This is a genomic window from Nostoc sp. DSM 114160 (assembly GCF_053470305.1).
In genome coordinates, this window is sequence record NZ_JBPFGO010000002.1 from 1,356,396 (window position 1) to 1,379,563 (window position 23,168).

Genomic DNA, 23,168 nt, shown 5'->3' on the forward strand with positions numbered 1-23,168 from the left:
AATACACGCTGGAGTGATGTCTCACGCAAAAAAGATTTTACGTGAGCTATAAATCATTTATACTTCACAACTTGCGGTAATCAAGGATAATGCTACTACTGGAGCTGTAACTGCTCTCAGGATGCGGCGACCAAGGGAAACAGGTTGAAATCCAACTGCGATCGCATTTTCAATTTCTTGTGTTGTCCATCCTCCTTCTGGGCCAGTAGCAATAACAATTGTTTCTTGTCCTGTGTCATTTGTCATTTGTCCATTGTCATTTGTCACTTGTACTGAGCGAAGCCGTTGGCGCAGCCTCTCGTAGAGAAGTATTTGTCTTTTGTGGTGTAAGCAATCTTTTAAATGGGGAAACTCACCACGCGCCACACAGATATATTGCTGACTGTTTGCAAATGACAGACGATCGATGATTAATGACAAACCTGTATTAAAAGCAACAGGCTCTAAAATTGTCGGCACGAATGAGCGCTCTGATTGTTCGGCGGCTTCGGCTGCGATGCGCCGCCAACGTTCGAGCTTTTGAGGACTAGGATGAAGTAAAGTGCGATCGCTTAATACTGGTGCAATACAAGTTACTCCCAACTCTGTACAACACCGCACCACTTCATCAAATCCATTGCCTTTGGGCAACGCCACCATCAGCGTAATTGATACAGGTAATTCTGTTTCTACCAAAAGCGATTCTAAAACCTCTGCTTGTTCCCCTGCTAGCTGCGCCAACCACCATTTTCCTTTACCATCCATTGCAATAAAGCGATCGCCTTCACGCAAGCGCAACACACGCCCCAAATAATGCTGCTGTTCTTTGGTGAGTAAAATTTGCCCTTGTTGGAATTGAGAAGGTGCGATCGCAATTCTTTGCAGTTGAGACATGAGATTTGGGAATTTTAAGAATATCAAATCAAATATGGACACAGATAAGTCCATCTGTGTCCATTCATGGTTTAATTATTTATTCAGCTTACGAAAGATTCTGGAAGTAAGCCTCTAGCGCTTCAGTAACTAACTGAGTCATCGGCTTACCTTGACTTTCTGCTACTTCTTTCAGCTTGCCATAAACCTCTTCTTTCAAATTGACTCGATGGCGCGATTTGTTTGCACCATTAGCTGTTTGCGGTTCGTAGCTAGCAGCAAATTCGCGGATGGCATCAAAACCAACGCGATCGCAAAAATCACCAAATTTTTCCTTCGATTTCCGAGATTTCTTAAAGTAAACAAAAATCGGCTCTAAGAAGGTTTCCAAGTCATTATGGTGCAGCTTTTCTATGTAAGGTTGTGCCAGTCGAGTTTGATTTGGCGAACCCCCCAACCATAATTGGTAAGATTCTGGAGCGCTACCGACAAAGCCCAATTCTGCTAAGTAGGGACGAGCGCAACCATTGGGGCATCCTGTCATCCTTACCACAAAATGTTCTTTTTGTAAACCAACTTTATCCAAAAGGGCGCGAACTCTTTCCAAAATACCCGGTATTGCCCGTTCTGATTCTGTGATTGCCAAGCCGCAAGTGGGTAAAGCTGGACAAGCCATTGCATACCGCACTAAAGGTTCGATTTGACTGGGGTCGTCTACGACACCGTGACGGCTGAGAATGTCTTGAATAGCTTGCTTGCTATCTGGTTCGATATCGTAAAAAATCAGATTGTGGTTGGGTGTAAGACGGATGGGTAAGTTGAACTGCTCGACAATTTCTCGCAAAGCGGTTTTTAGTTGAAACGAACCTTCATCCTTGATTCGACCATTGTCAATGGAAATTCCTAAAAATAGCTTGCCATCACCTTGTTCATTCCAGCCGAGGAAGTCGTGAAATTTAAACTCTGGCAGTGGTTTGAAGGCTTCAATTGATTTACCGAAATATTCTTCAACTTGAGTGCGGAATTTATCTAGGCCCCAGTCGTTGATTAAATATTTTAATCTGGCATGACGACGGTCGGTGCGATCGCCATAATCTCTCTGGGTCGCAACAATCGCTTTTACTATGTCGTAAACATCATCCTTCGCCACATAACCGATGGGGGTCTGCTAACCTAGCGAAAGTTTCTTCTTTACCGTGGGTTCTACCTAAACCACCACCAGCAAAAATATTAAATCCTTCTAATTGCTTCTTCTTATTGGTAATCACTACCAACGTCAGGTCTTGAGAATACAAATCAATCGAATTATCCCCTGGCACTGTCACGCAAATTTTAAACTTGCGGGGCATATAGTAAGTGCCATAAATCGGTTCTTCGTTGTCATGGATAATTGTGCCATTGCCATTGCGCTGTCGGGCTGCCTTTACCTCTGGAGCTTCTTCAGCACTAATTGCTTTTTCCCCATCTAACCAAATTTCGTAATAAGCGCCTGTCTGTGCTGTTAGCAAGTCAGCAATATTCTGGGCATACTCCCAAGCATACTGGTACTCTGGGCGATTCTTGAAGGGCGCTGGTGGTGCCATCACGTTGCGGTTGATGTCGCCGCAAGCTCCCAAAGTCGAACCCAGGTTGTTGACAATGGTGGCAATTGCTGATTTAAGATTCTTCTTTAAAATTCCGTGCAGTTGGAAACCTTGACGGGTAGTTGCTCGTAATGTGTGGTTGCCATACTCATCAGCTATTTTATCTAAAGCCAAATACAGCTGCGGCGGTACTAAACCACCCGGATTTTTTGTCCGCAGCATAAACTGGTAATCTTTTTCCTGTCCCTTGGTGCGGTTGTCGCGGTTATCCTGCTGATAAGAACCGTGATACTTCAAAAGCTGTACCGCATTTTCAGTAAAATGGGTAGTGTCTTGAAGAATCTCAGTTGCTACAGGTTCGCGCAAAAAATTACTATTTTCCTTGATCCCTTCTACTTTGGAAGGCTTACGGGTTGCGATGGGGGAAGGAGCAGATTTAACCATTAGACTTGTATAGTATTCTCAATAAAGCATTAGTAGACGCCGAATCAGCACCTTTCAGCTAGTTTATCCCCGGTAATCCGGCCGGAATAATGAGGAATATTTTAATTTTATCACGGCAAAAGCTGGCTTTGTCAGTGATGTAATACTTAACAAAACCAGCTTTTTGGAGTAGTGAGTGAAGAAGTGCTGAGTCCTAAGTACTAAGTAAAGTATAAACTGACTGAGGACTCAATAATCTTTTATTTGAAACGATAACCAATACCACCATTGATGCTAACAGCAGAAGCATCGCTATTTTGGTAAGCACCAAGTCCTACTTTGGCATTAGTATAGACGAGGAAGTTATTAGCAACTTCTGATTCAACACCAGCACCTACCACTACTGAATCTTTGTTACCTATAGGAGTTGGTGAGCCATCTTTCTCTACAAAAGAATAACCACCAGTTAAATAGGCATTAGTTCTATTAGCGATAGGCACATCCACAGAAACTTCTGGGATAATGGCACTTGTTTTATCACTCCAGAGGACATTACCGCGTGCAGAAAATGGCGTAGTTCCTAATTTCACGCGACCTGTAACATTACCACCAAATGTGGCATCATCGTTGATACCTTGTCCGCCACTGGTAACGCCAGCTGCAACACCAGCACCAACATAGCTAGCATCAGTACCCTTTTTAGTTTCAGCAGAAGCTTGACCAGCTGATAGAACAAAAGGAGCAACTATTAAGGAAGACAATGCAGAAATTGTCACGAAAGACTTGAGTAAGCGTTTCATAATTTTTACCAAACTTTGTATTTTTTACTTGTATATTCCAGGTCGAAAATAAAGTGATAATGTTCCAAATGATTCCCAACTTGTATGAAAAAATTGTTGTTGTTAATGTATAACGCTTAGAGAATAACTATCCTTTAAATTGATAAATAAGCTGTTATAATTACATCTCAATGTCTTTCCATTCAGGCTGTTTGTTCCCCCAACAGACGCTTTTAAAACTGTCACAATATTTGGAACTAAAATGAAGTATGGGTATGGTAAATAAAATACCCGATTAATAATTTTTGCCGAGCTTTTCACAGATGATGAAGTAGGCTGTAACATCTGTTGCAACAAGCTATAGAGGGAATCTATAAAGTTAATTTTGAGCAATTTTCGTGGAGATTGAATAATGCTAACCGCTGCAAAAACGTTGTCTGGTTTGATGGGTTTATGTGTCGGTGATGCGTTGGGTGTACCAGTGGAGTTTACTAGCCGTGCTGAACGAGTAAAATCTCCAGTGACAACGATGTTGGGTTATGGCACATGGAATCAACCACCAGGAACTTGGTCAGATGACAGTTCCTTAAGCTTTTGCTTGGCAGAATGCCTTTGTAGAGGGTATTCTTTGGATGCAATAGCTAATTCCTTCTGGCGCTGGTATAAGGAGGCTTATTGGACTCCCCGTGGCGATGTCTTTGATATTGGTCAAACTACCCACACAGCAATTATGCGCCTGAAGCAGGGAGTTGTTCCCCATCAAGCGGGCGGTAAGGTTGAAAATAGTAATGGCAATGGTTCGTTGATGAGAATCTTGCCGATGGCTTATTGTCACAGAAGTTTGACTTTAGGGGAATTACTGGCGCGAGTGCATGATGTTTCCGCAATTACCCATGCTCATGCGCGATCGCAAATGGCCTGCGGCATTTATATTAGTATTGCAGTGGCGCTCTTAGAAGGGGCTGACCTGCAAACAGCTTATTTACAAGGACTACAAGATATCCAGACAATTTATTCTGTGCGGGAGTTTTTGTTAGAGAAGCCGCATTTTGGCAGAGTTTTCAGTGGTGAAATTGCCAAGCTACCAGTAGAAGAGATTAATTCTGGAGGCTATGTGATTGATACCTTAGAATCATCCTTATGGTGTTTGTTAAATAGCTCGTCTTATTCTGAAGCAGTACTGAAAGCTGTCAACTTAGGCGGAGATACCGATACTACTGCTGCTGTCACTGGTGGATTAGCGGGAATTTACTACGGTGTGGAAAATATTCCTCAAAAATGGATAAACCAAATTGTTCGTAGACAAGACATTATTTACTTGGCAGAGCGTTTTGCTAGGGCTGTGTACAGCTAGTTTGGAATTAGAAAGTATACCAATTATTTAATCAGCAACTTATCGCAAGTAAAATCAGTTGTAGAAAAGTTTCATGCTGGTTGAACAATGCTAACTTCTGCAAAAACGTTGTCTGGTTTGATGGGTTTATGTGTTGGTGATGGATTGGGTGTGCCAGTGGAGTTCACCAGCCGTGCTGAACGAGTAAAATCTCCAGTGACAACGATGTTGGGTTATGGAACTTGGGATGTTCCTGCTGGTACTTGGTCAGATGACAGTTCGCTGACGTTTTGCTTGGCAGAATGTCTTTGTGAGGGATTTTCACTCGATGCGATTGCTAATTCTTTCTGGCGCTGGTATCACGAAAGTTACTGGACTCCTCAAGGCGAAGTATTTGATATTGGTAACACCACATTTTTAGCAATTGTCAACTGGAAACAAGGAACTCCACCCTTAAAAGCCGGTGGTAGTAGTGAAAATAGTAATGGCAATGGTTCGTTGATGAGAATCTTGCCGATGGCTTATTGTCACAAAAGTTTAACTCTGGATGAATTGATTGCGCGGGTGCATCAAGTTTCTTCCATTACCCACGGTCATCTCCGTTCTCAAATGGCCTGCGGCATTTATATTAGTATTGCAGTGGCGCTTTTAGAAGGGGCTGACCTGCAAACAGCTTATTTACAAGGACTGCAAGATATCCAAACAATTTATTCTGTCCGAGAATTTTTATTAGAGAAGCCGCATTTTGGCAGAGTTTTAAGTGGTGAGATTGCCAAGATACCAGTGGAAGAGATTAATTCTGGTGGCTATGTGATTGATACCTTGGAGTCATCCCTGTGGTGTTTGTTAAATAGCTCGTCTTATTCTGAGGCAGTATTGAAAGCTGTGAATTTAGGCGGAGATACCGATACCACTGCCGCCGTCACCGGTGGGTTAGCGGGAATTTACTACGGCGTGGAAAATATTCCTCAAAAATGGATAAATCAAATTGCTCGCAGACAGGACATTATTTACTTGGCAGAACGTTTTGCTAGGGCTGTTTACAGTTAGAGTTAGGAGTTAAAAGTTAAAAGTTAAGAATTATGAAACTCTTAACTCCTAACTCCTAACTCCTAAACCGTAGACAAAGAATAGACCTGACCATCAATCAGCAGTCGTGTGATGCCCTTAGCTTGCAAATGAGTCCGAGCCTTATGGAGCATTTTACTATCAGGAACTTTAATCACGCGATCGCGTTTAGTAGAAAAACGCTTGGCGACGCGATGGTTATCAAACACGGGCAGAGTTCTTTGCTGGGTTTCCAGGCTGGGAATTTGTCCCAAATCACCAAAGTCCTTCAGAGGTCGCGTAATTAATTCTGAGGAACGGTCAATTACCAAATAGCAAGTTTTGGGCAAATTGGCTATCGACAGTGGTAAAACTTCAACTGATGCTTCACCTGGTCTTCTTCTTGTAACTAAAGGTCTTTGCTCATCCAGGTCATCATCATCAAAGTCTTCTTCCTCAAAGTCGTCATCCTCTAAATCATCATCATCTAAATCATCCAAGTCTTCGGATTCGTCGAGCAAATCTTCGCCCAGCATATGCGCGATAACAGCCGCTCCTGGATGTTCATTCTTTAGCGGTGGGATGGGGATGCTGACTATTTCCGGCGGCTTTGGCTCTGGAGTTTCTAATTTATCTGCTGTGACTCGGAGTTTCGGTTTTTCCGCAGCCGAGGGGCGTCGCCGCACCCGTCTGCTAGCAGCAATTGACTCCGCCGTTTCCTCTGAGTTAAGTTGCTCCTCTACACGAATTATCTTACGTGGTAGTGGCTCAACCTTTGGCACTTCCAAGGGTTGGCTTTCGCTGGCTGGAACTTCTATCTCCGGCTCTGGTTCTGGTTGACTCAGCAGTGGTAACTGCTCGTAGCTAACCTGTGCCCTTCCTTCAGGAGTTCTCGCAGCCCGCTTTAAGGAGACTAAGTATTCATACTCATCTTCTGGCAAAGTGCTTTTGAGCAGGCGACTAATTGTCGAATTACTCACACCATAGCGGTCTGCCAAAGTTGAGGTTGTTTCAGCAGTCTCTCGATATAACTTCAGAATTTCTTGCTTGTCAGAGTCTGTTAGTTTTCTCACGGTAGATACCAAAAATCCTTACTAAGCTCGTTTACGTCCGCTGGTACGCCGCGTTCGTCTTAGTGATGCGTCATATTCTAAGGCAGCGCCCATACCAAATAACACTCCACTAAACACCCAAAACACTTCTAATATTTCTCCACTTTGATAATTGGGGCCTTGGGCATATTTAAACCACATATCTGCAATGTAGAGCGAAAAGGCCGCCGCTGCAATCATTCGCCAAGACTGGGAAACTCTTCCCCCCCAAAAGGCTAGTAGCAGAGTGGTAGCAATAATTAACAAAACTACATCGCTAACTACGTAAAACCAATTCAAAATAGCGACTAGCAGTTCTGAGGGTGTTTCTTGTTGCATAGAAATCCACCATGCCAATAAACTACCGAACACTGCAATTGCTAATACAATTAGCCACTGCCATTTTTCCAGATTGATTCGCCTGGAAGCCACAGCTAAAATCATGCCTGCGCCAAGTAATAGATAAGTCAGTACAAAAAATATATCGCCCACAGACACATCCGGTTCATCTTTTAAAACTATTTCGGTATAGCCGAAAATTATCCCTCCAACGAAATAAGAAAGCATACCTAGCCCAATTAAGAGCCAAACATTCCGGCCACTGACGATTTGCGGACTCAGCCAGTTCCTCAAGCATAAGATACTGGCACCCAAATAAGCTAAAGCTTCAAAAATATTTGTGCCAATCACATACCACTCAGCTCGGCTTTCTATGCCATCGGCTCCAGGAACTTTGGCACTAAATAACAAAAAGTATAGCAGTGCCAGTACGGCCCAGCCAATATTAGCTAAGACAATGTTCTGAGTAGTGAAAATTGATTTAGAAAGGAACGAATTCTCGTAAGAGTTACTCATAGGACTTGACTATGTAGATGCACTCTGGCAGTATTTTGAGTTAAAGGACTGTATATCTAGCAGTGTGTCTATCAGGTAATACACAATCGGACACCAAAAGCAAGTGCCAGTGGCAGGATTTTTGTGAAAAAATTTCCATGCTACTGCCATAGTTTACCCAGTGGCGATTGATTTAGCCAAGTGATAAACAGCGATCGCTCGGCTTCTGGCATATCTTCTAGCTTATAAATTACTTGTTTGGTAAAATTAGCATTGCCAAAATAGGCCTTTCCTAATCGATGCAGTTCTTGTAACAGGATAACTACATGATTTTCTTGCCAATCAGGTATTTTGGCTGTTGGCAAAGGATTAGTAGATACCAGATATTTCACTGCTTCTAAGGAAGATGCTTGGGGAAATTGTTTTTGCTTGAACACCTCCGCAATATCTTTTTCAAATAATGCAGCTTGTCTAGCACCTAAAAACTCTTCAATGTCGATAGAAACACCCTGCAACAGCAAAATACCGGCTTGGATTAAAATCGCCGTTTTGCCATGATTACCTGTGTCACTATCTAGTTGCTCTAAACGGATTTTACCCCAAACACTAAAGCGTTCCGGTTCCTCCAGCAAAACACAGGCTTTACCTCGGTTATCCGTTAATTCTCTCCATAAGGCTCTAGCTTCTTCCTCTTGACTAGCTTTGAATACGCTAATCAAGCGAAAAGTCTGCCCTTGATAACTGAGGATCGGCACCTGCTGATCCTTTTTTGGGTGCTGAATGCTTGATATTTCAACATCCTGCCGTTTGAGAATAAACATGGCACTAGCAAATAACTCCTCACAGGGGCACTCTTAATATGGAATATATAATGGCATTTGGCAGTATCGCCAAGGCTGAAATTACCTAGCATACTGTAGGAATGAGCCTCGCGATCGCCAGATTCTTCCCGAAGGTAGCCGCCCAGAGGACGTTAGCGCTAACGGGCAAATAATCCCTTGACAACACAATATATCTAAACCAATACCCCATCTGTTTCGTTTTCGGTGTAGATTGCACTAACTAGCGACTAGCATCTTAGCCTTGCTAGTGGTAAATCTGCAATTTTCGATTGCTTCTTGTTACGTCGAAACGATATAATAGTTAAGATGACTCTTTCGGGAGCCATTATTTTGTTTTGGGCGCGTAGCTCAGTGGATAGAGCAATTGCCTTCTAAGCAATCGGCCGCAGGTTCGAACCCTGCCGCGCTCGTTTCAACTCAATATGAACCCTCAAGCACCGTGAAGTGATATGATGATTTCCACATTTGAGGGTTCGTTATTGCTGCATCATACCAAGAATAAGGGCGATATTGCTGCGACGAAAGCGATCGCCGATCTAACCCTTAAAGGTTATTTAGTCCTCACGCCACTTGTTTGTGAACATTTACCTTTTGATTTTGTTGCCTACAAAGACAGTAAATTTTACAAAATACAAGCTAAATACGCAGGAGATAATAGAGTAGTCAATAAAACTATTTGGGTAGATAAAAATGGGACTCATCAGAAGAAGTATAAAGTAAATGACTTTGACTTTTATGCTGTTTATCTGCCTGATATAGATAAAGTTGTTTATCCATCAATTAACTTTAATGGTTGCTATATAAGTACCCAGATACCTAATTCAGCTACACCGTTTTACTGGTGGGAGGATTTTACAGACTTAACTGAACTAGCATCTAAGCGAACCTACAAGGAGTTTGGCGTTGATTTAACAACTAGAAAGGTTAACCCAGATTCTAGAATTCATACTAGAAAAGTAGAAAGACCATCAAAAGAAGAACTAGAAAAACTAGTTTGGGAAAAGCCAACTGCACAAATTGGCAGAGATTTTGGCGTGTCTGATAAGGCTGTAGAAAAGTGGTGTAAGGCTTATGGGATAGAAAAGCCACCTAGAGGGTATTGGGTGAAGAAAGCTTATGCAAAAGTAGAAGGAGAGTTAACAATCCATGACGTATCAATTTAAAAAGCCCGTGACGAGGATTGAACTCGTGACCTCACCCTTACCAAGGGTGTGCTCTACCACTGAGCCACACGGGCAAAATATAATTTGGGTTTTTTAGTTTTAAGTTACAATGCTGGGAGCTTTGCTCTTAACCCAGTCATTATAACTTATAACTTCGTAAGTGGTGGGCCGGGCTGGATTTGAACCAGCGTAGGCGCTAGCCAACGGATTTACAGTCCGTCTCCATTAACCACTCGGACACCGACCCGATTTGTCTCACGATTTAAAATCTTAGCACTATGTTTTAGAAATTGCAAGTGACTGGAAAAAATAACTTGTGGGTAGAGATCGCAATAAAACTGCGTCTCTACCATCTAGATAAAAAATACTGGTTACACGCTCATCTCCAGCATTCGTTGCATTGGTCGCAGTGCAGCAAGGCGAATATCTTCTGACATGGTAATTTCGGGAGTGCGATTTTTCATTGCCCAGTAGAGCTTTTCTAGGGTGTTTAACCGCATAAACGGACATTCGTTACAAGCACAGTTATTCATCGGCGGTGCAGGAATAAAATGCTTGTCAGGAGCTAATTTTTGCATTTGGTGAATGATTCCCGGCTCTGTCGCAACGATAAATTCTTTGGTGGGGCTGTTTTGACAATACTTGAGTAAGGCGGCTGTGGAGCCAATAAAACTGGCGTGGCGCAATACACTACTTTCACATTCTGGGTGTGCGATCGCCTCTGCTTCTGGGTGGGCAATTTTTAACTGAACAATTTTCTTTTCCGAGAAGGTTTCATGGACAACACAGCTACCTTGCCATAGCACCAAATCTCGTCCGGTCTGTTGCATCACATAGCGCCCCAAATTGCGATCGGGGGCAAAAATAATCGGCTGTTCCTTTGGTATCTGCTGCACAATTTTCACAGCGTTGGAACTAGTACAAATAATATCGCTCATCGCCTTAATATCAGCAGAACAGTTGATGTAAGACACCACCAAATGATTCGGATGCGCTGCTTTAAAAGCTGCAAACTCATCTGCTGGACAACTATCTGCTAAAGAACAACCAGCATCCAAATCTGGTAAAAGTACTAATTTATCGGGATTAAGTATCTTTGCTGTTTCTGCCATGAAGTGAACGCCAGCAAAGACGATCGCATCTGCATTGGTTTTTTCGGCGGCTCTTGCCAGTTGTAATGAATCCCCAATAAAGTCGGCAATATCCTGAATATCTGGCTCTTGATAATAATGCGCCAGAATAACGGCGTTGAGTTCTTTTTTGAGACTCTGAATCGCGGCAAACAAATCTAGTGGTAATTCACCCAGTTGGGTGTTTTTTCGTTGAGCTAGTGCAGTGGTAAACACAGTTTAGGGGTGCTTTATGTTGCAAATGTATGTCCTGTGGATTCAATTATAGTAGTTTTTACCAAAAATAGTGGTGTGTCCAAATCGGGCTGAGTTTCATATCCTGGAGATAGACGGCAAGGAAAGTGGCATGACCAGTCAAAAAACTCAATCGATAAACCTCAAAATTGCTGTAGTTGGAGATATTCACGACCAATGGGAAGTGGAAGATGGCGTTGCACTCAAGCATTTGGGTGTTGACTTAGTGTTGTTTGTTGGGGATTTTGGCAATGAATCGGTGGAAGTGGTCAGAGCGATCGCTTCTCTCAATATTCCCAAAGCAGCCGTTATGGGCAACCACGATGCCTGGTACACCGCCACCGAATGGGGACGCAAAAAAGCTCCTTATGACCGCTCTAAGGAAGACTGGGTACAAGAACAACTCGATTTATTAGGCTCGTCCCATGTTGGTTACGGTAAATTGGATTTTCCCGCTTGGAATTTAACTGTAGTGGGGGGGGTCGTCCCTTTACCTGGGGTGGCCCGGAGTGGAAATTCGCGGAAATCTGTAAAGAACGTTACGGTGTGACGAGTTTAGAAGAATCAGCCGATCGCATCGTGAAAGCTGTTAAAAGCGCCGCTTACGAGACAATTATATTTTTGGGTCACAACGGGCCTAGTGGGTTAGGCGATCGCCCCGAAGACCCCTGCGGCAAAGACTGGCATCCAATTGGCGGCGATTTTGGCGATCCAGATTTGGGCGAGGCGATTTCTCAAGCCTTGACTGCTGGTAAAACCATTCCTCTGGTGACATTTGGTCACATGCACCGAGATTTACGCCATACCAAGAAGGTGCAACGCAAACCCATCTTTAGAAGTCCAGAGGGGACAATTTACTTAAATGCGGCTAGTGTCCCCAGGATTGTGGAAAATGATGGCGAGAAGTTGCGTAATTTTTCCATTGTCACCCTAGAGGCAGGTGTGGTTTCGCAAGTTTCCCTAGTTTGGGTGGGGAATGACTTTCAGGTGGCTAAGGGGGAAATTTTGTACGAGCGATCGCGGATTGTGTCGTAGACATTCGCATCCAGTAGTGCAATCTGCGTAGAGAATAGGGTATAGTATGATCTGTCAAGTTTAGTGCTAACCAACAAAAGCGCCTGAATAGCGTCTGAAACTAGGATAAGCACAAGTTTGACAGATTTACTGGAGAGGTGGCAGAGTGGTCGATTGCGTCCGACTTGAAATCGGATGAGGCTAAAACCTCCGGGAGTTCGAATCTCCCCCTCTCCGTTGAGGAATTAAAAATTGAAAATTAAAAATTAAAAATTGAGGAGGATGAGGTTAGGTGGTGCTTTTGGTGGAGATAATTATGGCACCAAGAATTTTGGTTAGTTCTTCGGCTTCGGTTTGGAGTTGACTAATTCTTTCTTGAGGTACTATTTCGGTAGCAATGAGTAACCTTAACCAATACCGAGTTTCACGGGATTCTTTTAGTGCAATCATGAGCTTGCTGATAAAATCTGCTTTGCTTTGAGCAGCTTGTGCTTCTTCTACATTAGCTCCAATCGATGTTCCTGACCTTAACAACTGTTGAGCAAGGGTTCGTGCTACTCCTGGTTTGTCATCTAAAAACTGGCACAATTTGACTATGCGAACTGAAAAAGTAAAAGTGCGATCGCAAATATCTTTTTTCACAGGTTGAATTTAACTATATTTTGGCTAATTTATCTTTTTTTAGCTGTCTGATCCAACTTCTATTAAATGTTTAATTTTTATTTGGTAACAGCAAAGTGTTTTCAATTTCTTGCCTAACTTCCCAGCTTACATAACATTCACTATTTAGGCACTCTACTAGCAACTTATTGGCATATAAATACTCTTGAAGTAGTGTTTTTTGTGCTTCGTTTATCTGCCAGTCATGTCCAATATTGCAATGCTCAATCATGACAGTTCTAAGCTGTTCATTCCAAACTTGACCATCAGTTTTCCACCAGTGCTTAAATGCTTCGCTGTCGTTTTTTGAAGGTGGAAATTGGCTTTTGAGATTGTCAAGTAAAATTTGTAACTCAGGGCTTGGGTTACGTTCTAGAGCAAGATCAAAATTTAAATCAAAGCGATTATGAAGGATGGTATTTGAGCCTTGTCTAACTGCATAAATTTTTTTATATTCAAAAAATATAATAACTTCAAAACTCAAGCCAGGAGTACCTATTCCACCAGTTTCAGAAACGCAAGTTTTATAAAAATCGCCGTCTGAAGCACCAGTAAGAGCTAGATCAAAGGCTAGAATACGAGGAAGACTTTCAAAGTCTGAATAGTTACACTGAATAAGATAATCCATCAAATGTAAGTAGACACCTCTAACTTCTGCTGGCTGATATGGCACTCTAGCTAAAGAAGATTTTTTAGCTACCCACCTCATTAAGAGCTGATTCGTAAAGAAAATCTTAAGGATACCCAATTTATTGCTGGGCATGACTTTCAGAGAATTAACCCTTAATTGACTCAAATTCCTGAAACCCTTACCAGACAAATACTTTACTCTAGTTTACAAATTAGCTCTAAATGTTGTAACTGTTCATCCATCCTGATTAGTCCATCAATTTCAGACTTGATTAACTGCATCAAATCATCGGCATTTCGCATCATTCCTGTTGTAAGCAAAAAAACTTCCCGCCAGCGTTTCTCTGTGAGATGTTCAACCAAAGTTTCATAGGCAGAGTTGGCAACTATTTCTCTTGCAGCAAAATATTCGTGAAACGTTAAGTGAGAAAATGAATAGATACCCTTTGCCCTTTCTACTAATAACCCATGCTGTGCTTCAATAGATTTTAAAATGGCTTCGCTATCGAGTTTCAAGACTTCTGGATCTGTATCAGTATCACGTAAGTTACGGATAAAATCAGCAATATATACTTCGGTTGTTTTTTGTTTAAAGAAATAGTCTTTCTGCTCAAACGTAGTTAAGCCTATTTGACTCAGCAAGTCTTCCTTACGCCGCAAAGACAGGTTTTTATAGACCCTGTTCTCTCTCAATGTTGCGTTTGGCATCCCATTTTTTCAGTAATACATCTAATCCTTCTTGATAAAGTTCAGAACGGTTTGCTGGGAAATCTCCACTATCTCCAAACACCAAACACAATAATGTCAGAAGTAAAGGACTACTTGCTAGTTCTTGGATTGGTTTATTCTCCTTTAGTTTTTTAATGAATCTTTTACATTTAACTGGATCGGCTAGCTGAAACCAGTTTTGAGCAAAAATGGCTATTTGTTTTTCGTCAAAATCTGCCATTTCTACTTCTGTGAAACTTTCAAAAGTGTACTCTTTAGCGGCAATACGACAGGTAATTACAAACTGATTGGTATGAAAATGCTCAGAAAATTCCCGAATCTCTCGTAAAACACGCTTTGTATCTTCTTCTCGTACTTCATCTAAGCCATCTAGCAATACCAATACCTTACCCTGTCTAAATAGATTCTCTAGTGTCATGCTGGTATGAGTTACCCCATAGCTTGATAATTGTTGAGCATTAAATTCCAAAATATCTAGTTTTGTATGTGCTTCTGCAAAATCTTTTAAGGTGATAAATAAGGGAAATCTGCTTGCTTGAAACTTCCCCTCAATGCACTGCATTGCTAAATATTTTAAAAAGGTGCTTTTTCCTGCTCCTGGTTTACCTAATACCATTAGCTTACTATGACGTTCCACAGCCTCCAATCCCGATACTCGCTCCTGTTTTACCCGGCTAAGTCCAATCCGATCAAAGTTATCATGGCCACAGTCTTGTATTAGTTCCGCAATTTTAAGTCGTTTTCGTCCTGTTATTTCCTCCAAAATATTGACATTTGTGTAAATACCTTGTTTGCCTGTTAACTTAATCGGCTTAGGCATATCTAATACCCGCATAGTTCCGCACTTTTCTTTGATGTAGGGTTTGATTTGTTTACGGATTTCTTGCACTAAAGTATCAATAGAATCATCTATATCATCTGTAGTTAAATGACCAGAGGGTTTTTGCTGTGAGTATCTTTTGCTCAGATACTCCCGTAAGCGACTTTCTTTAACAGGGCCATTACCAGCGATACAAAATTTTTTGTAAATACCTGTGAGGCAAGTGCTGAGGTTACTTTCAGAAATGTTTAATTCTTGAGCTACCTGGACTCGATTCTTACTACGACCAAATATTTCCAGAAAGACTTCTTTCTCTCGGTGCGACAATTCACTGTATTGCTCCAGTTGCTTAAGAAAGTCCTCTGGTATAGACATTGACCACTCTCACAATTACTTATAAGCCAGTGTAGCCAAAGTTTTTATCAAAATGTTGAGTTAAATCAGTTTAAGTCAGGCTAAGTCAAGGTAAGTCAGATAAATAACTACAAAAGAAAATTGCGACATTGTACTCAGTCAAGCTACTGAGGCGATCGCAATGCTAGAAACACTAATCCCTTTGGTTGTAAATAAGTCTGTTGAAGTTGTTGTTGGAATACTGCTGGAAAAGTTTTGTAAATGGGTGCTAAGTGATGCCAATATCAAAAGTGCCAACAACTTTCTGAAAATGCAGATTCTTGTACTTTATCTTGATTGGGTTTTACGAAAAACATCACTAAAATCTCTGTCAGAGGAATCAGAAGACAAAGATGAAGAAACAGGTGGGTAGTAGAGATAATAAAGCGATCGCACCCACAAAGCAAAGGCGATCGCCCTCTACTGCCGTCATGTTACCATTACCAATAAATTCTTTTGGGAGGTCAATCAATGGCTAGCCTTCATGCGCTAGATATTCCCGATGAGTTATACGAACGGCTGCAACAGTTAGCTAAAGCTGAAAATAGCTCAGTTGATGCTCAAGTTATTACAATCTTGCAGAATGCCTTGCAGGTAAAAACACAGCAAACGGAAGACGAAAAGCGAAAAAATGTCCCAAAACTTTTAGAGGAAATTCGTCTTCGCCGTGAACAGCTACCAACTGATATCGAATGGCCTGACAGCACTGCCATGATTAGAGAAGATCGGGACAGATGACAATTTCTTTTAGATGCCTTGTGGATGCGAGTGTGTCGGTTAAGCAATTTATTCCCGATCCGTTAACAGCCAAGGTTAATCAATTATTTGCTCACCTTACCTATCCCCAGACAGAAATCTTTGTACCTGACCTGTTTTACATTGAGTGTGCAAACGTTTTGTGGAAGTATGCTCGTGCAAGTCGTTACAATGTTTCTTTGATTCAAGGGAATTTAGCTAGTCTCAAAGCTTTCCCTTTGCGTGTTGTGTCTACGGCTGATTTGATGGCGGATGCAGTGGCGATCGCATTAAATTATGGAATCTCCGCCTACGATGGCTCTTATGTCGCACTTTCACAGCAGGTAGGTGCTACTTTGCTGACTCTTGACGGTAAGCTGGTGAAGGCTTTAGAGGCTTCGTCTTACAATGTTTCCTCGTTTAATGACTTCGAGGTTCCGCCGTTGGAGTCAACATAATTCGTAATTCGTAATTTAATTATCAAAAATGCCTTTTACTTATAACCGCACGGTTCGCTTTCAAGATACTGATGCTGCTGGGGTAGTTTATTTTGCTAACGTTTTGAGTATTTGCCATGAAGCTTATGAAGAATCTCTAGAAGCATCAAGTATTAATCTCAAAGATTTTTTTACTAATCCTTCTGTAGCTTTCCCCATCGTTCATGCTAGTGTCGATTTTATGCGTCCTATGTTTGGTGGGGACAAGTTACTGATTAGTTTAATTCCCCAAAAAATAGGTAGTGATAAATTTGAAATTAGTTACGAGATTACTGTGGCTGAGGTGGTAGTTGCTAAAGCTATTACTCGCCATGTTTGTATTGATGCCACTAGTAGAAGTAAACAGGAATTATCTGATGAGATAGTTCAGTGGTTGGAGACGAACCGTAGAGACGCAGAGGACGCAGAGAGAAGAAGGTCGAGGGAGATTATGTGATGGGATTTTGAAGGAATTCTGTGGCTATTTGTTGTAATTGTTGGCGGTTAATTTTACCTTGGGAGTTACGGGGTAAGTTTTGCTGGGGAATCCAATATTTAGGGATTTTAAATCTACTCAGTTTGTCTTTGAGTAGGGTTTGGATTTTTAAGGCAGAGGTATCTGATTTATTGGGAATGTAAATCGCTGTTAAGGCTTGTCCCCAGTGTTTATCTGGAATGCCAATTACACAAATATCAGCAACCATTTGAGTGGCTTGTATAGCTGATTCAATCTCTACTGGGTAAATATTTTCGCCACCTGTAATAATTTTATCGCTGTTACGTCCGACTATATTTAAATGTCCTTGTTCGTCTAAAAAGCCTAAATCATCTACTTGGAAATCAGTTTGATTTTCTTTGGTTATCGGATAGTAACCAAGGGCTAAAGATTGAGCATGAATAGTGATATTTCCTATTTGATTGGAATCTAAAATTTCGCCTTGCTGATTGCGAATAGTTACTTTTGCATGGGGGAGAATTTGACCACTGCTAATTTTACCGTCGAGAAAATCATCTGGTTTGAGGGTAGCAATTTGAGAGGCGGTTTCTGTCATACCATAAGTAGGTGCTAACCGAATGCGATGAAATCTGGCTTTTTCTAATAGTTCGTTCCATGCTGGCGCACCTCCCAAAAGTACTGTATTAAATTGGGATAGCCATTTAGTTAATTCTGGATTTTGCAGGAGGCGTTGTAATTGAGTGGGTACTAAAGATATGAAAAATTCTGATTGTTTAATATTTAATATTTGACTAGATTCTACAGCTTTAAATGGTTGAATATTTAGTTTACCTCCTGTGGTAAAAGAACGCATAAATTGCATTAAACCGCTAACGTGATATAGCGGTAACACACAAAATGAATTGACTTGCTTTAGTTGAAAGTATTCTGTAAATCCTTGTATCGATGCTGTGAGAGTTTCCCAAGTGTGGATGGCAAATTTAATTTGTCCTGATGAACCACCCGTAGGAATCATGATGCTATTGGGAATTGGGCATTGGATATTATTCTCATTCCCTATGTTCCATGCCCCATGCCCCATTCCCCAAATAATATCTGGCTGTACTAAATCAAAGACTTGTTGCCATTCTTGTGTTCCCCAGTCTGGGTTACAAAGAAAAACTGGACAATTAGCTGCACAAGCGGCAATAAAACTTGCTAAAAATCGTACTGGTTCGCGTTCAGCTAAGATGATTTTTGGTGGTGTTCCAGATGCTGATAGTTGTGTTAATTCTAAATATAATTGTTGAGCTATTTGATTAAATTGATGGCGATCATAACCGATTAGCCAATCATTTTGAGCTAGCTTATTAAGATAGTCTAAAGGTCGTTCCATAAACTTTGAAACCACGTTTCTTCTTGTTCAAAAAAATGGTCGATGCCAAAACCAATCGCTCTGTTGTTTGGGGACAATTCGGCTGCTAGCTTGAGTGCTGCAAGTCTAGCGATCGCAGTTTCAAATACTGATGAAAATACAGTATCAATTTGATGCTGGTGGCAAAACTTTCTCAGACGAGATGGCGATCCAACGATCCCAGGTTTGATAACAAAAATTCCTCGCCAACCTTGTTGATGACAAGCGGCGAGTTGTCCAAGTGTGGCGACAGATTCATCTAAAGCGATCGCAGTTTCATAACTTGTACTCAATTCCAACATCTGCTGAAATTGTTCAACGGGGAGCGGTTGTTCGATAAATTCAATTTCTAGGGCTAGTTCTGGATTTGCTTTGAGATTATCGCAAGTCCGCAGCCATAAGTTAGCTTCTTCATAGCTGAGTCCACCGTTGGCATCTAATCGCAGTTTGGTAAAGGCTGGTAAGGTGTGTATCAGCGATTCAAAAATTTTTAGTTCATCAGCGATCGCATCCACACCAATTTTCCACTTAAATGTGCGATATCCCTGCTGCCATAAAATTTCCCATTGATTTAAAGCCGCTTCCCCAGATGGTAATAAGCCGCTATAGGAAAAGGAGTGAAGCGCCGAGGATGAATTTAAATTCTTCTGCTCTGCTCCCTTGCTCCCCTGCTCCCCTGCTCCCCTGCTCCCCATCTCCCACGCTGACTCAAAGCCAAATTGACAAGCAGGTAACTCATCTGGAATCGAGAAAATTATCTCGTCTGTGATTTCTTCTGGGAGTTGACGACAAAAATCTAAGGCTTCCTCTAAAGTTTCAGAACCGAACCAGTTAATGGGGGCAATTTCTCCCCAGCCGACTTTACGTGATTCATCGGTGAGACGGAGGATAATTCCCTCACGAATATCCCACTTACCATGATTAGTGGTAAGCGATCGCAAAAATCTTCGCTGATATGGACGAAATTTAAATTGATAACGCATCAATTAGTAATTGCTAAAGCATAAATCCTAAGCCGAAAAGCAAGCAAGCCCAGAAATGCACGGCTACGGCGATGAATTTACAGTTACTAACTTTGTCCGGCTGGTTGTGATTTTCTTGAACGTGGCGGCATAATTTGACGGCAAAGGGTAAACTTACCCAACTCAGCAATGTCCCCAAGCTGGAGAAATCCCCAGTAGCACAAACAGCAAGGTGAGGGGATAAATGCTAGCTGTAAACCAAACAAGCAGTTGGGCCCCTTTTTGGGTTCCCAGACGGACGATAGGCGATCGCTTACCTGCGGCTATGTCATCCTTAACTTGGTGAAAGTGTGAGCAGAATAAAATTAAGGTTGTGGCAATTCCGACAATTACTGAAGCTGCTAAACTTGTCATTGACCAAGTTTGGGTTTGGCTGTAGTAGGCTGCCTCCACTGCTAAGGGACCAAAGGCAAAAAAGCAAATAATCTCGCCTAAACCCTGATATCCTAAGCGAAAGGGAGGCCCTTGGTAGGTGTAGCCTAAACCGCAGCACAGCAGTATTATACCGATAACAGTTAGGTCATGTTGCCAAAAGGCGATCGCTAGTATGCCCAGCAATCCCAAACCTAAACACAAATTTCCTATCCAAAATATTAATGGTTTATTGCCTGTTAAATTCACCAGAGAATGGTGTTTATTTTGATCGATACCTGTTTCGGAATCAAACACATCATTACTGATATTTTCCCAAGCAAGAATTAAGATTGCCGCAGCTACAAAAGTAGAAAATACTACACCATTGAAAATTTTCGTTTCGGCAAATGCTACTGCTGTTCCCACCCAAATGGGCATAATGGCAACGCTATACATTGGCGGTTTAATCGCTGCCATCCATAACTTAGTGTCGGGATATAAAATTTGCTTGGTAGTCATTAGTTGTGATTAATTAAATTACCGGAATATTACTCACACTTGAGATTTTATGATTTCAAGAGACGCTAGATATGGGTGATATACAAACAACTGTCACTTTTACTATGGCTTCTTAACCTTGTGTTGTTAACACTCACCCTCACGTTGCAGTCTTAGGCTGAAACTGTCTTATCATAGTCTGAGAACACCACAAATAAAGCAAACTCTACGCTGGTGAAATAGTAACTTAATATGTTACCTGTAAAAATACGACCACGATTAATTACACTTTAGGAAGTGAACTTAAAAAAAATTTACTATCGTTAAATCCATGACAGTTTTACCATGTCGTAGCAACTTCTTTGTAAAGCACAAAGATTTATATCAATTTCTGGTAGCAGTGCAAGAAAAGTGCGTCAAAAATAATTGCAGACAAATTGTCAGTGTCTCCCAAGAAATTGATTTAGTTGACCCTTTACTTGTATTGGATAAACTTACACAAGCAAATGAAATAAATTTTTACTTTGAGGATAGAGGTAAAGGAGAAGCGATCGCGGCAATTGATGCTGTAGCAAAATTACAGATCGATGGCTCAGACCGTTTTAGTCAGGCAGAATATTTTATCAAATCTTGTCTAAAAAATATAATTAATTTTGGTAACGCAAACCAACCTTTTTCTGGGCCTCACTTTTTTTGCTATTTCAGCTTTTTTGATAAAAACGCCCAAGTAGATTATCCATTTCCATCCGCTACCATTTTTCTTCCACGTTGGCAAGTAGCTGTAAAAAATCAACGTTGCATATTAGTAACAAATATAATTATCAATCCAAATGTAAATATTGAAAGATTGTTGGAGAAAATTCAAAATAAAATGGAATTTATCCAATCTTTAGAAAATTACTCTGCTCATATTGATTATTTTCCTACAAAATTATATAAAAAATCTGTCACAAATTCTGCCCAATTTAAACGTTCAGTAGTATCTGTTTTGGAAAAAATTCGGTCTACTCATTTAAGTAAGATTGTGCTAGCAGATATATTAGATGTAAAATCAAACAACCACTTTAGCTTAGTTAAATCATTAAATAATCTTAGACAAAATCATCCTAACTGTTATATTTTTTCTACAAGTAATGGCAAAGGACAAAATTTTATTGGCGCAAGTCCAGAAAGATTAATTAGTATTAATAATCAACAGTTAATTACTGATGCTTTAGCTGGTTCTGCACCACGAGGCAAAACCCCTGCTGAAGATGCAGCTAATGCCAATAGCTTACTAAATAGTGAAAAAGAAAAGCATGAACATTCACTAGTGCTTGATTTCATTACACAACGACTATGCCAACTAGGTTTATTACCGCAAATATTAGCACCTCGACTGCGACAATTATCGAATATCCAGCATTTATGGACACCAATCAGTGCAATAGTTCCTGCTGACATACACCCATTAAAGATTGTCGGACAATTGCATCCTACACCAGCCGTTGCAGGTGCAGCACGAGATGTTGCTTGTGCCGAAATTCGTCGTTATGAAAGCTTCGAGAGAGGTTTATATGCTGCACCTTTAGGTTGGATAGATTCTCAGGGAAACTGTGAGTTTATTGTGGGAATTCGTTCAGCATTGATTGATGGCGATCGCGCGAGATTGTATGCTGGTGCTGGTATCGTGGCTGGTTCCGATCCTGATAGGGAATTTGCAGAGGTGCAGCTGAAACTTCAGGCATTACTAAAAGCATTAGTTTAAATAAAGTAACTAAAATGCGGAGATTGTCGGGCAATTTCCACATTTTTACTCATTTGTCACTACTATTTTCGATGTTTGACGCAAGACAGAATTGATGAGTGTTTTGTGTTCGACACTCTGAAATTAAAACCAAGCTATCATATCTGGAATAATCTGAATTAAGTTATATGCTTGAATTGCTGGCAATCTCAACATTACTTTCTCCAAAAACTCATCGTTTAATAATGGAATATTCAGAATAATCAATGTCGTCATCTGACTTCAATTCCAAAGCTTCCCAATTAAAAATTTTGACAAATTAGATAAACTATTAACATAAAATATATACCGATTTATCTAGTCTATTTATAGTGAGACTCATTGATGCGATTGCCTCATCATATTCTGTATAGAAAATCCAAGTAAGCCACCCAATATCAAAATAAATGTATTACTAATCAACCCCAAAATATTAAAGCCGTTATAAACATTGAACTTAGCTGTTGATGAGACTAATTTTTGTAAATTTGGAAAAACAAATCCTAAAGATACAATTACAGTGGGAGTAACACAAACTATAATTACATCCTGGAAAACTGTAACTTTGTTTAAATTAGCTCTGAGAATGACGCAAATAGCTGCAAATGAAATTTGTACGATAAAAGGAATAAGATAACCAACAATAGACCAAGGATTGATTAATAATTCACTAACTGTTCCCCATAAATTAGTAAATATCCTGATAAAAGAGGCTAAAAATATTAAGTGAATATGCATCATTACATAGAATATAATCGTAAATTCGTAAAATATGCATAAACTTATACAAAGCAGTAATCCGATTGAAAAATCTAAAAGCAATGGTTCAGTCATGAGTTTTTTTAAATGACGATCAATGGCATGTCCTAATTAAAACTTTTGATAAATCAAATAAACTATTAACATAAAAA

Annotated in this window: 23 protein-coding genes, 4 tRNA genes and 3 pseudogenes; 11 read left to right on the forward strand and 19 right to left on the reverse strand. The window is 40.7% G+C overall.

Annotated elements, in window-relative coordinates:
* Positions 1–57: 57 nt before the first annotated feature.
* The 3 genes and pseudogenes from NSTCB13_RS22965 to NSTCB13_RS22975 form a co-directional block, all read right to left on the reverse strand.
* Positions 58–873 carry a 16S rRNA (uracil(1498)-N(3))-methyltransferase gene (locus NSTCB13_RS22965; protein WP_445630626.1) on the reverse strand — a complete coding sequence of 272 codons (816 nt, stop codon included), beginning with the start codon at positions 871–873 and terminating at the stop codon, positions 58–60.
* Positions 874–961: 88 nt separating this feature from the next.
* Positions 962–2,879: pseudogene (sir, locus tag NSTCB13_RS22970) on the reverse strand (sulfite reductase, ferredoxin dependent).
* A gap of 239 nt (positions 2,880–3,118) precedes the next feature.
* Positions 3,119–3,658, reverse strand: coding sequence for a hypothetical protein (locus NSTCB13_RS22975; RefSeq protein WP_445630624.1), 540 nt, complete (start codon positions 3,656–3,658; stop codon positions 3,119–3,121).
* A gap of 391 nt (positions 3,659–4,049) precedes the next feature.
* Here NSTCB13_RS22975 and NSTCB13_RS22980 point away from each other — a divergent pair, with 391 nt between their 5' ends.
* On the forward strand, positions 4,050–4,991 hold the full coding sequence (locus NSTCB13_RS22980) for an ADP-ribosylglycohydrolase family protein (protein WP_448267903.1): 942 nt from the start codon (positions 4,050–4,052) through the stop codon (positions 4,989–4,991).
* An 87-nt stretch (positions 4,992–5,078) separates the two neighbouring features.
* Positions 5,079–6,020 (forward strand): ADP-ribosylglycohydrolase family protein, encoded by a 942-nt coding sequence (locus tag NSTCB13_RS22985; protein WP_448273915.1) that lies wholly within the window; start codon positions 5,079–5,081, stop codon positions 6,018–6,020.
* Between the two features lie 62 nt (positions 6,021–6,082).
* On the opposite strand, the gene NSTCB13_RS22990 is transcribed toward NSTCB13_RS22985, so the two are convergent.
* The 3 genes from NSTCB13_RS22990 to NSTCB13_RS23000 all read right to left on the reverse strand — a co-directional run bounded on the left by NSTCB13_RS22990 (position 6,083) and on the right by NSTCB13_RS23000 (position 8,763).
* Entirely contained in the window at positions 6,083–7,090 is a 1,008-nt protein-coding gene (locus NSTCB13_RS22990) for a transposase (RefSeq protein ID WP_448273916.1), read from the reverse strand.
* A 21-nt stretch (positions 7,091–7,111) separates the two neighbouring features.
* Positions 7,112–7,963: a hypothetical protein gene (locus NSTCB13_RS22995; RefSeq protein WP_322669653.1), complete on the reverse strand. Its 852-nt coding sequence runs from the start codon at positions 7,961–7,963 to the stop codon at positions 7,112–7,114.
* A gap of 140 nt (positions 7,964–8,103) precedes the next feature.
* The gene (locus NSTCB13_RS23000) at positions 8,104–8,763 is read right to left on the reverse strand and encodes an Npun_F0813 family protein (RefSeq protein ID WP_322669652.1); all 660 of its coding nucleotides are present in this window, start codon (positions 8,761–8,763) and stop codon (positions 8,104–8,106) included.
* 358 nt (positions 8,764–9,121) lie between these two features.
* On the opposite strand from NSTCB13_RS23000, the gene NSTCB13_RS23005 reads away from it, so the two are divergent.
* Both NSTCB13_RS23005 and NSTCB13_RS23010 read left to right on the forward strand, forming a co-directional pair.
* Positions 9,122–9,194 (forward strand) — tRNA-Arg (locus NSTCB13_RS23005).
* Positions 9,195–9,236: 42 nt separating this feature from the next.
* The gene (locus NSTCB13_RS23010; protein WP_448274209.1) at positions 9,237–9,947 is read left to right on the forward strand and encodes a group I intron-associated PD-(D/E)XK endonuclease; all 711 of its coding nucleotides are present in this window, start codon (positions 9,237–9,239) and stop codon (positions 9,945–9,947) included.
* Positions 9,948–9,949: 2 nt separating this feature from the next.
* Here the strand turns inward: NSTCB13_RS23010 and NSTCB13_RS23015 are convergent.
* The 3 genes from NSTCB13_RS23015 to nadA all read right to left on the reverse strand — a co-directional run bounded on the left by NSTCB13_RS23015 (position 9,950) and on the right by nadA (position 11,293).
* Positions 9,950–10,021, reverse strand: a tRNA-Thr gene (locus NSTCB13_RS23015).
* 87 nt (positions 10,022–10,108) lie between these two features.
* Positions 10,109–10,194, reverse strand: a tRNA-Tyr gene (locus NSTCB13_RS23020).
* Between the two features lie 124 nt (positions 10,195–10,318).
* Positions 10,319–11,293, reverse strand: coding sequence for a quinolinate synthase NadA (nadA, locus tag NSTCB13_RS23025; protein WP_448273917.1), 975 nt, complete (start codon positions 11,291–11,293; stop codon positions 10,319–10,321).
* A 130-nt stretch (positions 11,294–11,423) separates the two neighbouring features.
* Here nadA and NSTCB13_RS23030 point away from each other — a divergent pair.
* Positions 11,424–12,346, forward strand: a pseudogene (locus tag NSTCB13_RS23030) (TIGR04168 family protein).
* A 131-nt stretch (positions 12,347–12,477) separates the two neighbouring features.
* Positions 12,478–12,562, forward strand: a tRNA-Ser gene (locus NSTCB13_RS23035).
* A 51-nt stretch (positions 12,563–12,613) separates the two neighbouring features.
* Here NSTCB13_RS23035 and NSTCB13_RS23040 read toward each other — a convergent pair.
* The 4 genes from NSTCB13_RS23040 to NSTCB13_RS23055 form a co-directional block, all read right to left on the reverse strand.
* Positions 12,614–12,967 carry a four helix bundle protein gene (locus tag NSTCB13_RS23040; protein WP_445630617.1) on the reverse strand — a complete coding sequence of 118 codons (354 nt, stop codon included), beginning with the start codon at positions 12,965–12,967 and terminating at the stop codon, positions 12,614–12,616.
* A gap of 70 nt (positions 12,968–13,037) precedes the next feature.
* Entirely contained in the window at positions 13,038–13,748 is a 711-nt protein-coding gene (locus tag NSTCB13_RS23045) for an NACHT C-terminal helical domain 2-containing protein (protein ID WP_448273918.1), read from the reverse strand.
* A gap of 62 nt (positions 13,749–13,810) precedes the next feature.
* On the reverse strand, positions 13,811–14,323 hold the full coding sequence (locus NSTCB13_RS23050) for an NACHT domain-containing protein (RefSeq protein ID WP_448273919.1): 513 nt from the start codon (positions 14,321–14,323) through the stop codon (positions 13,811–13,813).
* Positions 14,286–15,539: an NACHT domain-containing protein gene (locus tag NSTCB13_RS23055; RefSeq protein WP_448273920.1), complete on the reverse strand. Its 1,254-nt coding sequence runs from the start codon at positions 15,537–15,539 to the stop codon at positions 14,286–14,288. Before NSTCB13_RS23055 ends, NSTCB13_RS23050 begins: the two co-directional genes overlap by 38 nt.
* A gap of 160 nt (positions 15,540–15,699) precedes the next feature.
* On the opposite strand from NSTCB13_RS23055, the gene NSTCB13_RS23060 reads away from it, so the two are divergent.
* Entirely contained in the window at positions 15,700–15,930 is a 231-nt protein-coding gene (locus NSTCB13_RS23060; protein WP_445630615.1) for a hypothetical protein, read from the forward strand.
* Here the strand turns inward: NSTCB13_RS23060 and NSTCB13_RS23065 are convergent.
* Positions 15,898–16,029 (reverse strand): hypothetical protein, encoded by a 132-nt coding sequence (locus NSTCB13_RS23065; protein ID WP_448273921.1) that lies wholly within the window; start codon positions 16,027–16,029, stop codon positions 15,898–15,900. The genes NSTCB13_RS23060 and NSTCB13_RS23065 overlap by 33 nt on opposite strands.
* On the opposite strand from NSTCB13_RS23065, the gene NSTCB13_RS23070 reads away from it, so the two are divergent.
* Genes NSTCB13_RS23070 through NSTCB13_RS23080 form a run of 3 tightly spaced genes read left to right on the forward strand, consistent with a single transcriptional unit; the run spans position 16,029 to position 17,225 of the window.
* Positions 16,029–16,295 (forward strand): hypothetical protein, encoded by a 267-nt coding sequence (locus NSTCB13_RS23070; RefSeq protein ID WP_445630613.1) that lies wholly within the window; start codon positions 16,029–16,031, stop codon positions 16,293–16,295. The two genes, NSTCB13_RS23065 and NSTCB13_RS23070, sit on opposite strands and share 1 nt — an antisense overlap.
* Positions 16,292–16,750, forward strand: coding sequence for a type II toxin-antitoxin system VapC family toxin (locus tag NSTCB13_RS23075; protein WP_448267911.1), 459 nt, complete (start codon positions 16,292–16,294; stop codon positions 16,748–16,750). Before NSTCB13_RS23070 ends, NSTCB13_RS23075 begins: the two co-directional genes overlap by 4 nt.
* A gap of 28 nt (positions 16,751–16,778) precedes the next feature.
* Complete coding sequence (locus tag NSTCB13_RS23080; RefSeq protein WP_445630611.1) at positions 16,779–17,225, forward strand: acyl-CoA thioesterase; 447 nt, start codon at positions 16,779–16,781, stop codon at positions 17,223–17,225.
* On the opposite strand, the gene NSTCB13_RS23085 is transcribed toward NSTCB13_RS23080, so the two are convergent.
* From NSTCB13_RS23085 to menA, 3 genes and pseudogenes are all read right to left on the reverse strand, one after another.
* The gene (locus NSTCB13_RS23085; RefSeq protein WP_448273922.1) at positions 17,218–18,600 is read right to left on the reverse strand and encodes a 2-succinylbenzoate--CoA ligase; all 1,383 of its coding nucleotides are present in this window, start codon (positions 18,598–18,600) and stop codon (positions 17,218–17,220) included. The genes NSTCB13_RS23080 and NSTCB13_RS23085 overlap by 8 nt on opposite strands.
* Entirely contained in the window at positions 18,585–19,601 is a 1,017-nt protein-coding gene (locus NSTCB13_RS23090) for an o-succinylbenzoate synthase (protein WP_448273923.1), read from the reverse strand. Before NSTCB13_RS23090 ends, NSTCB13_RS23085 begins: the two co-directional genes overlap by 16 nt.
* 13 nt (positions 19,602–19,614) lie before the next feature.
* Positions 19,615–20,513 (reverse strand): annotated as a pseudogene (gene menA / locus NSTCB13_RS23095) (2-carboxy-1,4-naphthoquinone phytyltransferase).
* Positions 20,514–20,823: 310 nt separating this feature from the next.
* Here menA and NSTCB13_RS23100 point away from each other — a divergent pair.
* Complete coding sequence (locus NSTCB13_RS23100) at positions 20,824–22,239, forward strand: isochorismate synthase (protein ID WP_448273924.1); 1,416 nt, start codon at positions 20,824–20,826, stop codon at positions 22,237–22,239.
* A 123-nt stretch (positions 22,240–22,362) separates the two neighbouring features.
* Here NSTCB13_RS23100 and NSTCB13_RS23105 read toward each other — a convergent pair whose 3' ends face one another.
* Positions 22,363–22,494, reverse strand: coding sequence for a hypothetical protein (locus NSTCB13_RS23105; RefSeq protein ID WP_448273925.1), 132 nt, complete (start codon positions 22,492–22,494; stop codon positions 22,363–22,365).
* A 102-nt stretch (positions 22,495–22,596) separates the two neighbouring features.
* A complete protein-coding gene (locus NSTCB13_RS23110; RefSeq protein ID WP_448273926.1) occupies positions 22,597–23,091 on the reverse strand; it encodes a hypothetical protein in 495 nt (164 codons plus the stop codon).
* Between the last annotated feature and the right edge of the window lie 77 nt (positions 23,092–23,168).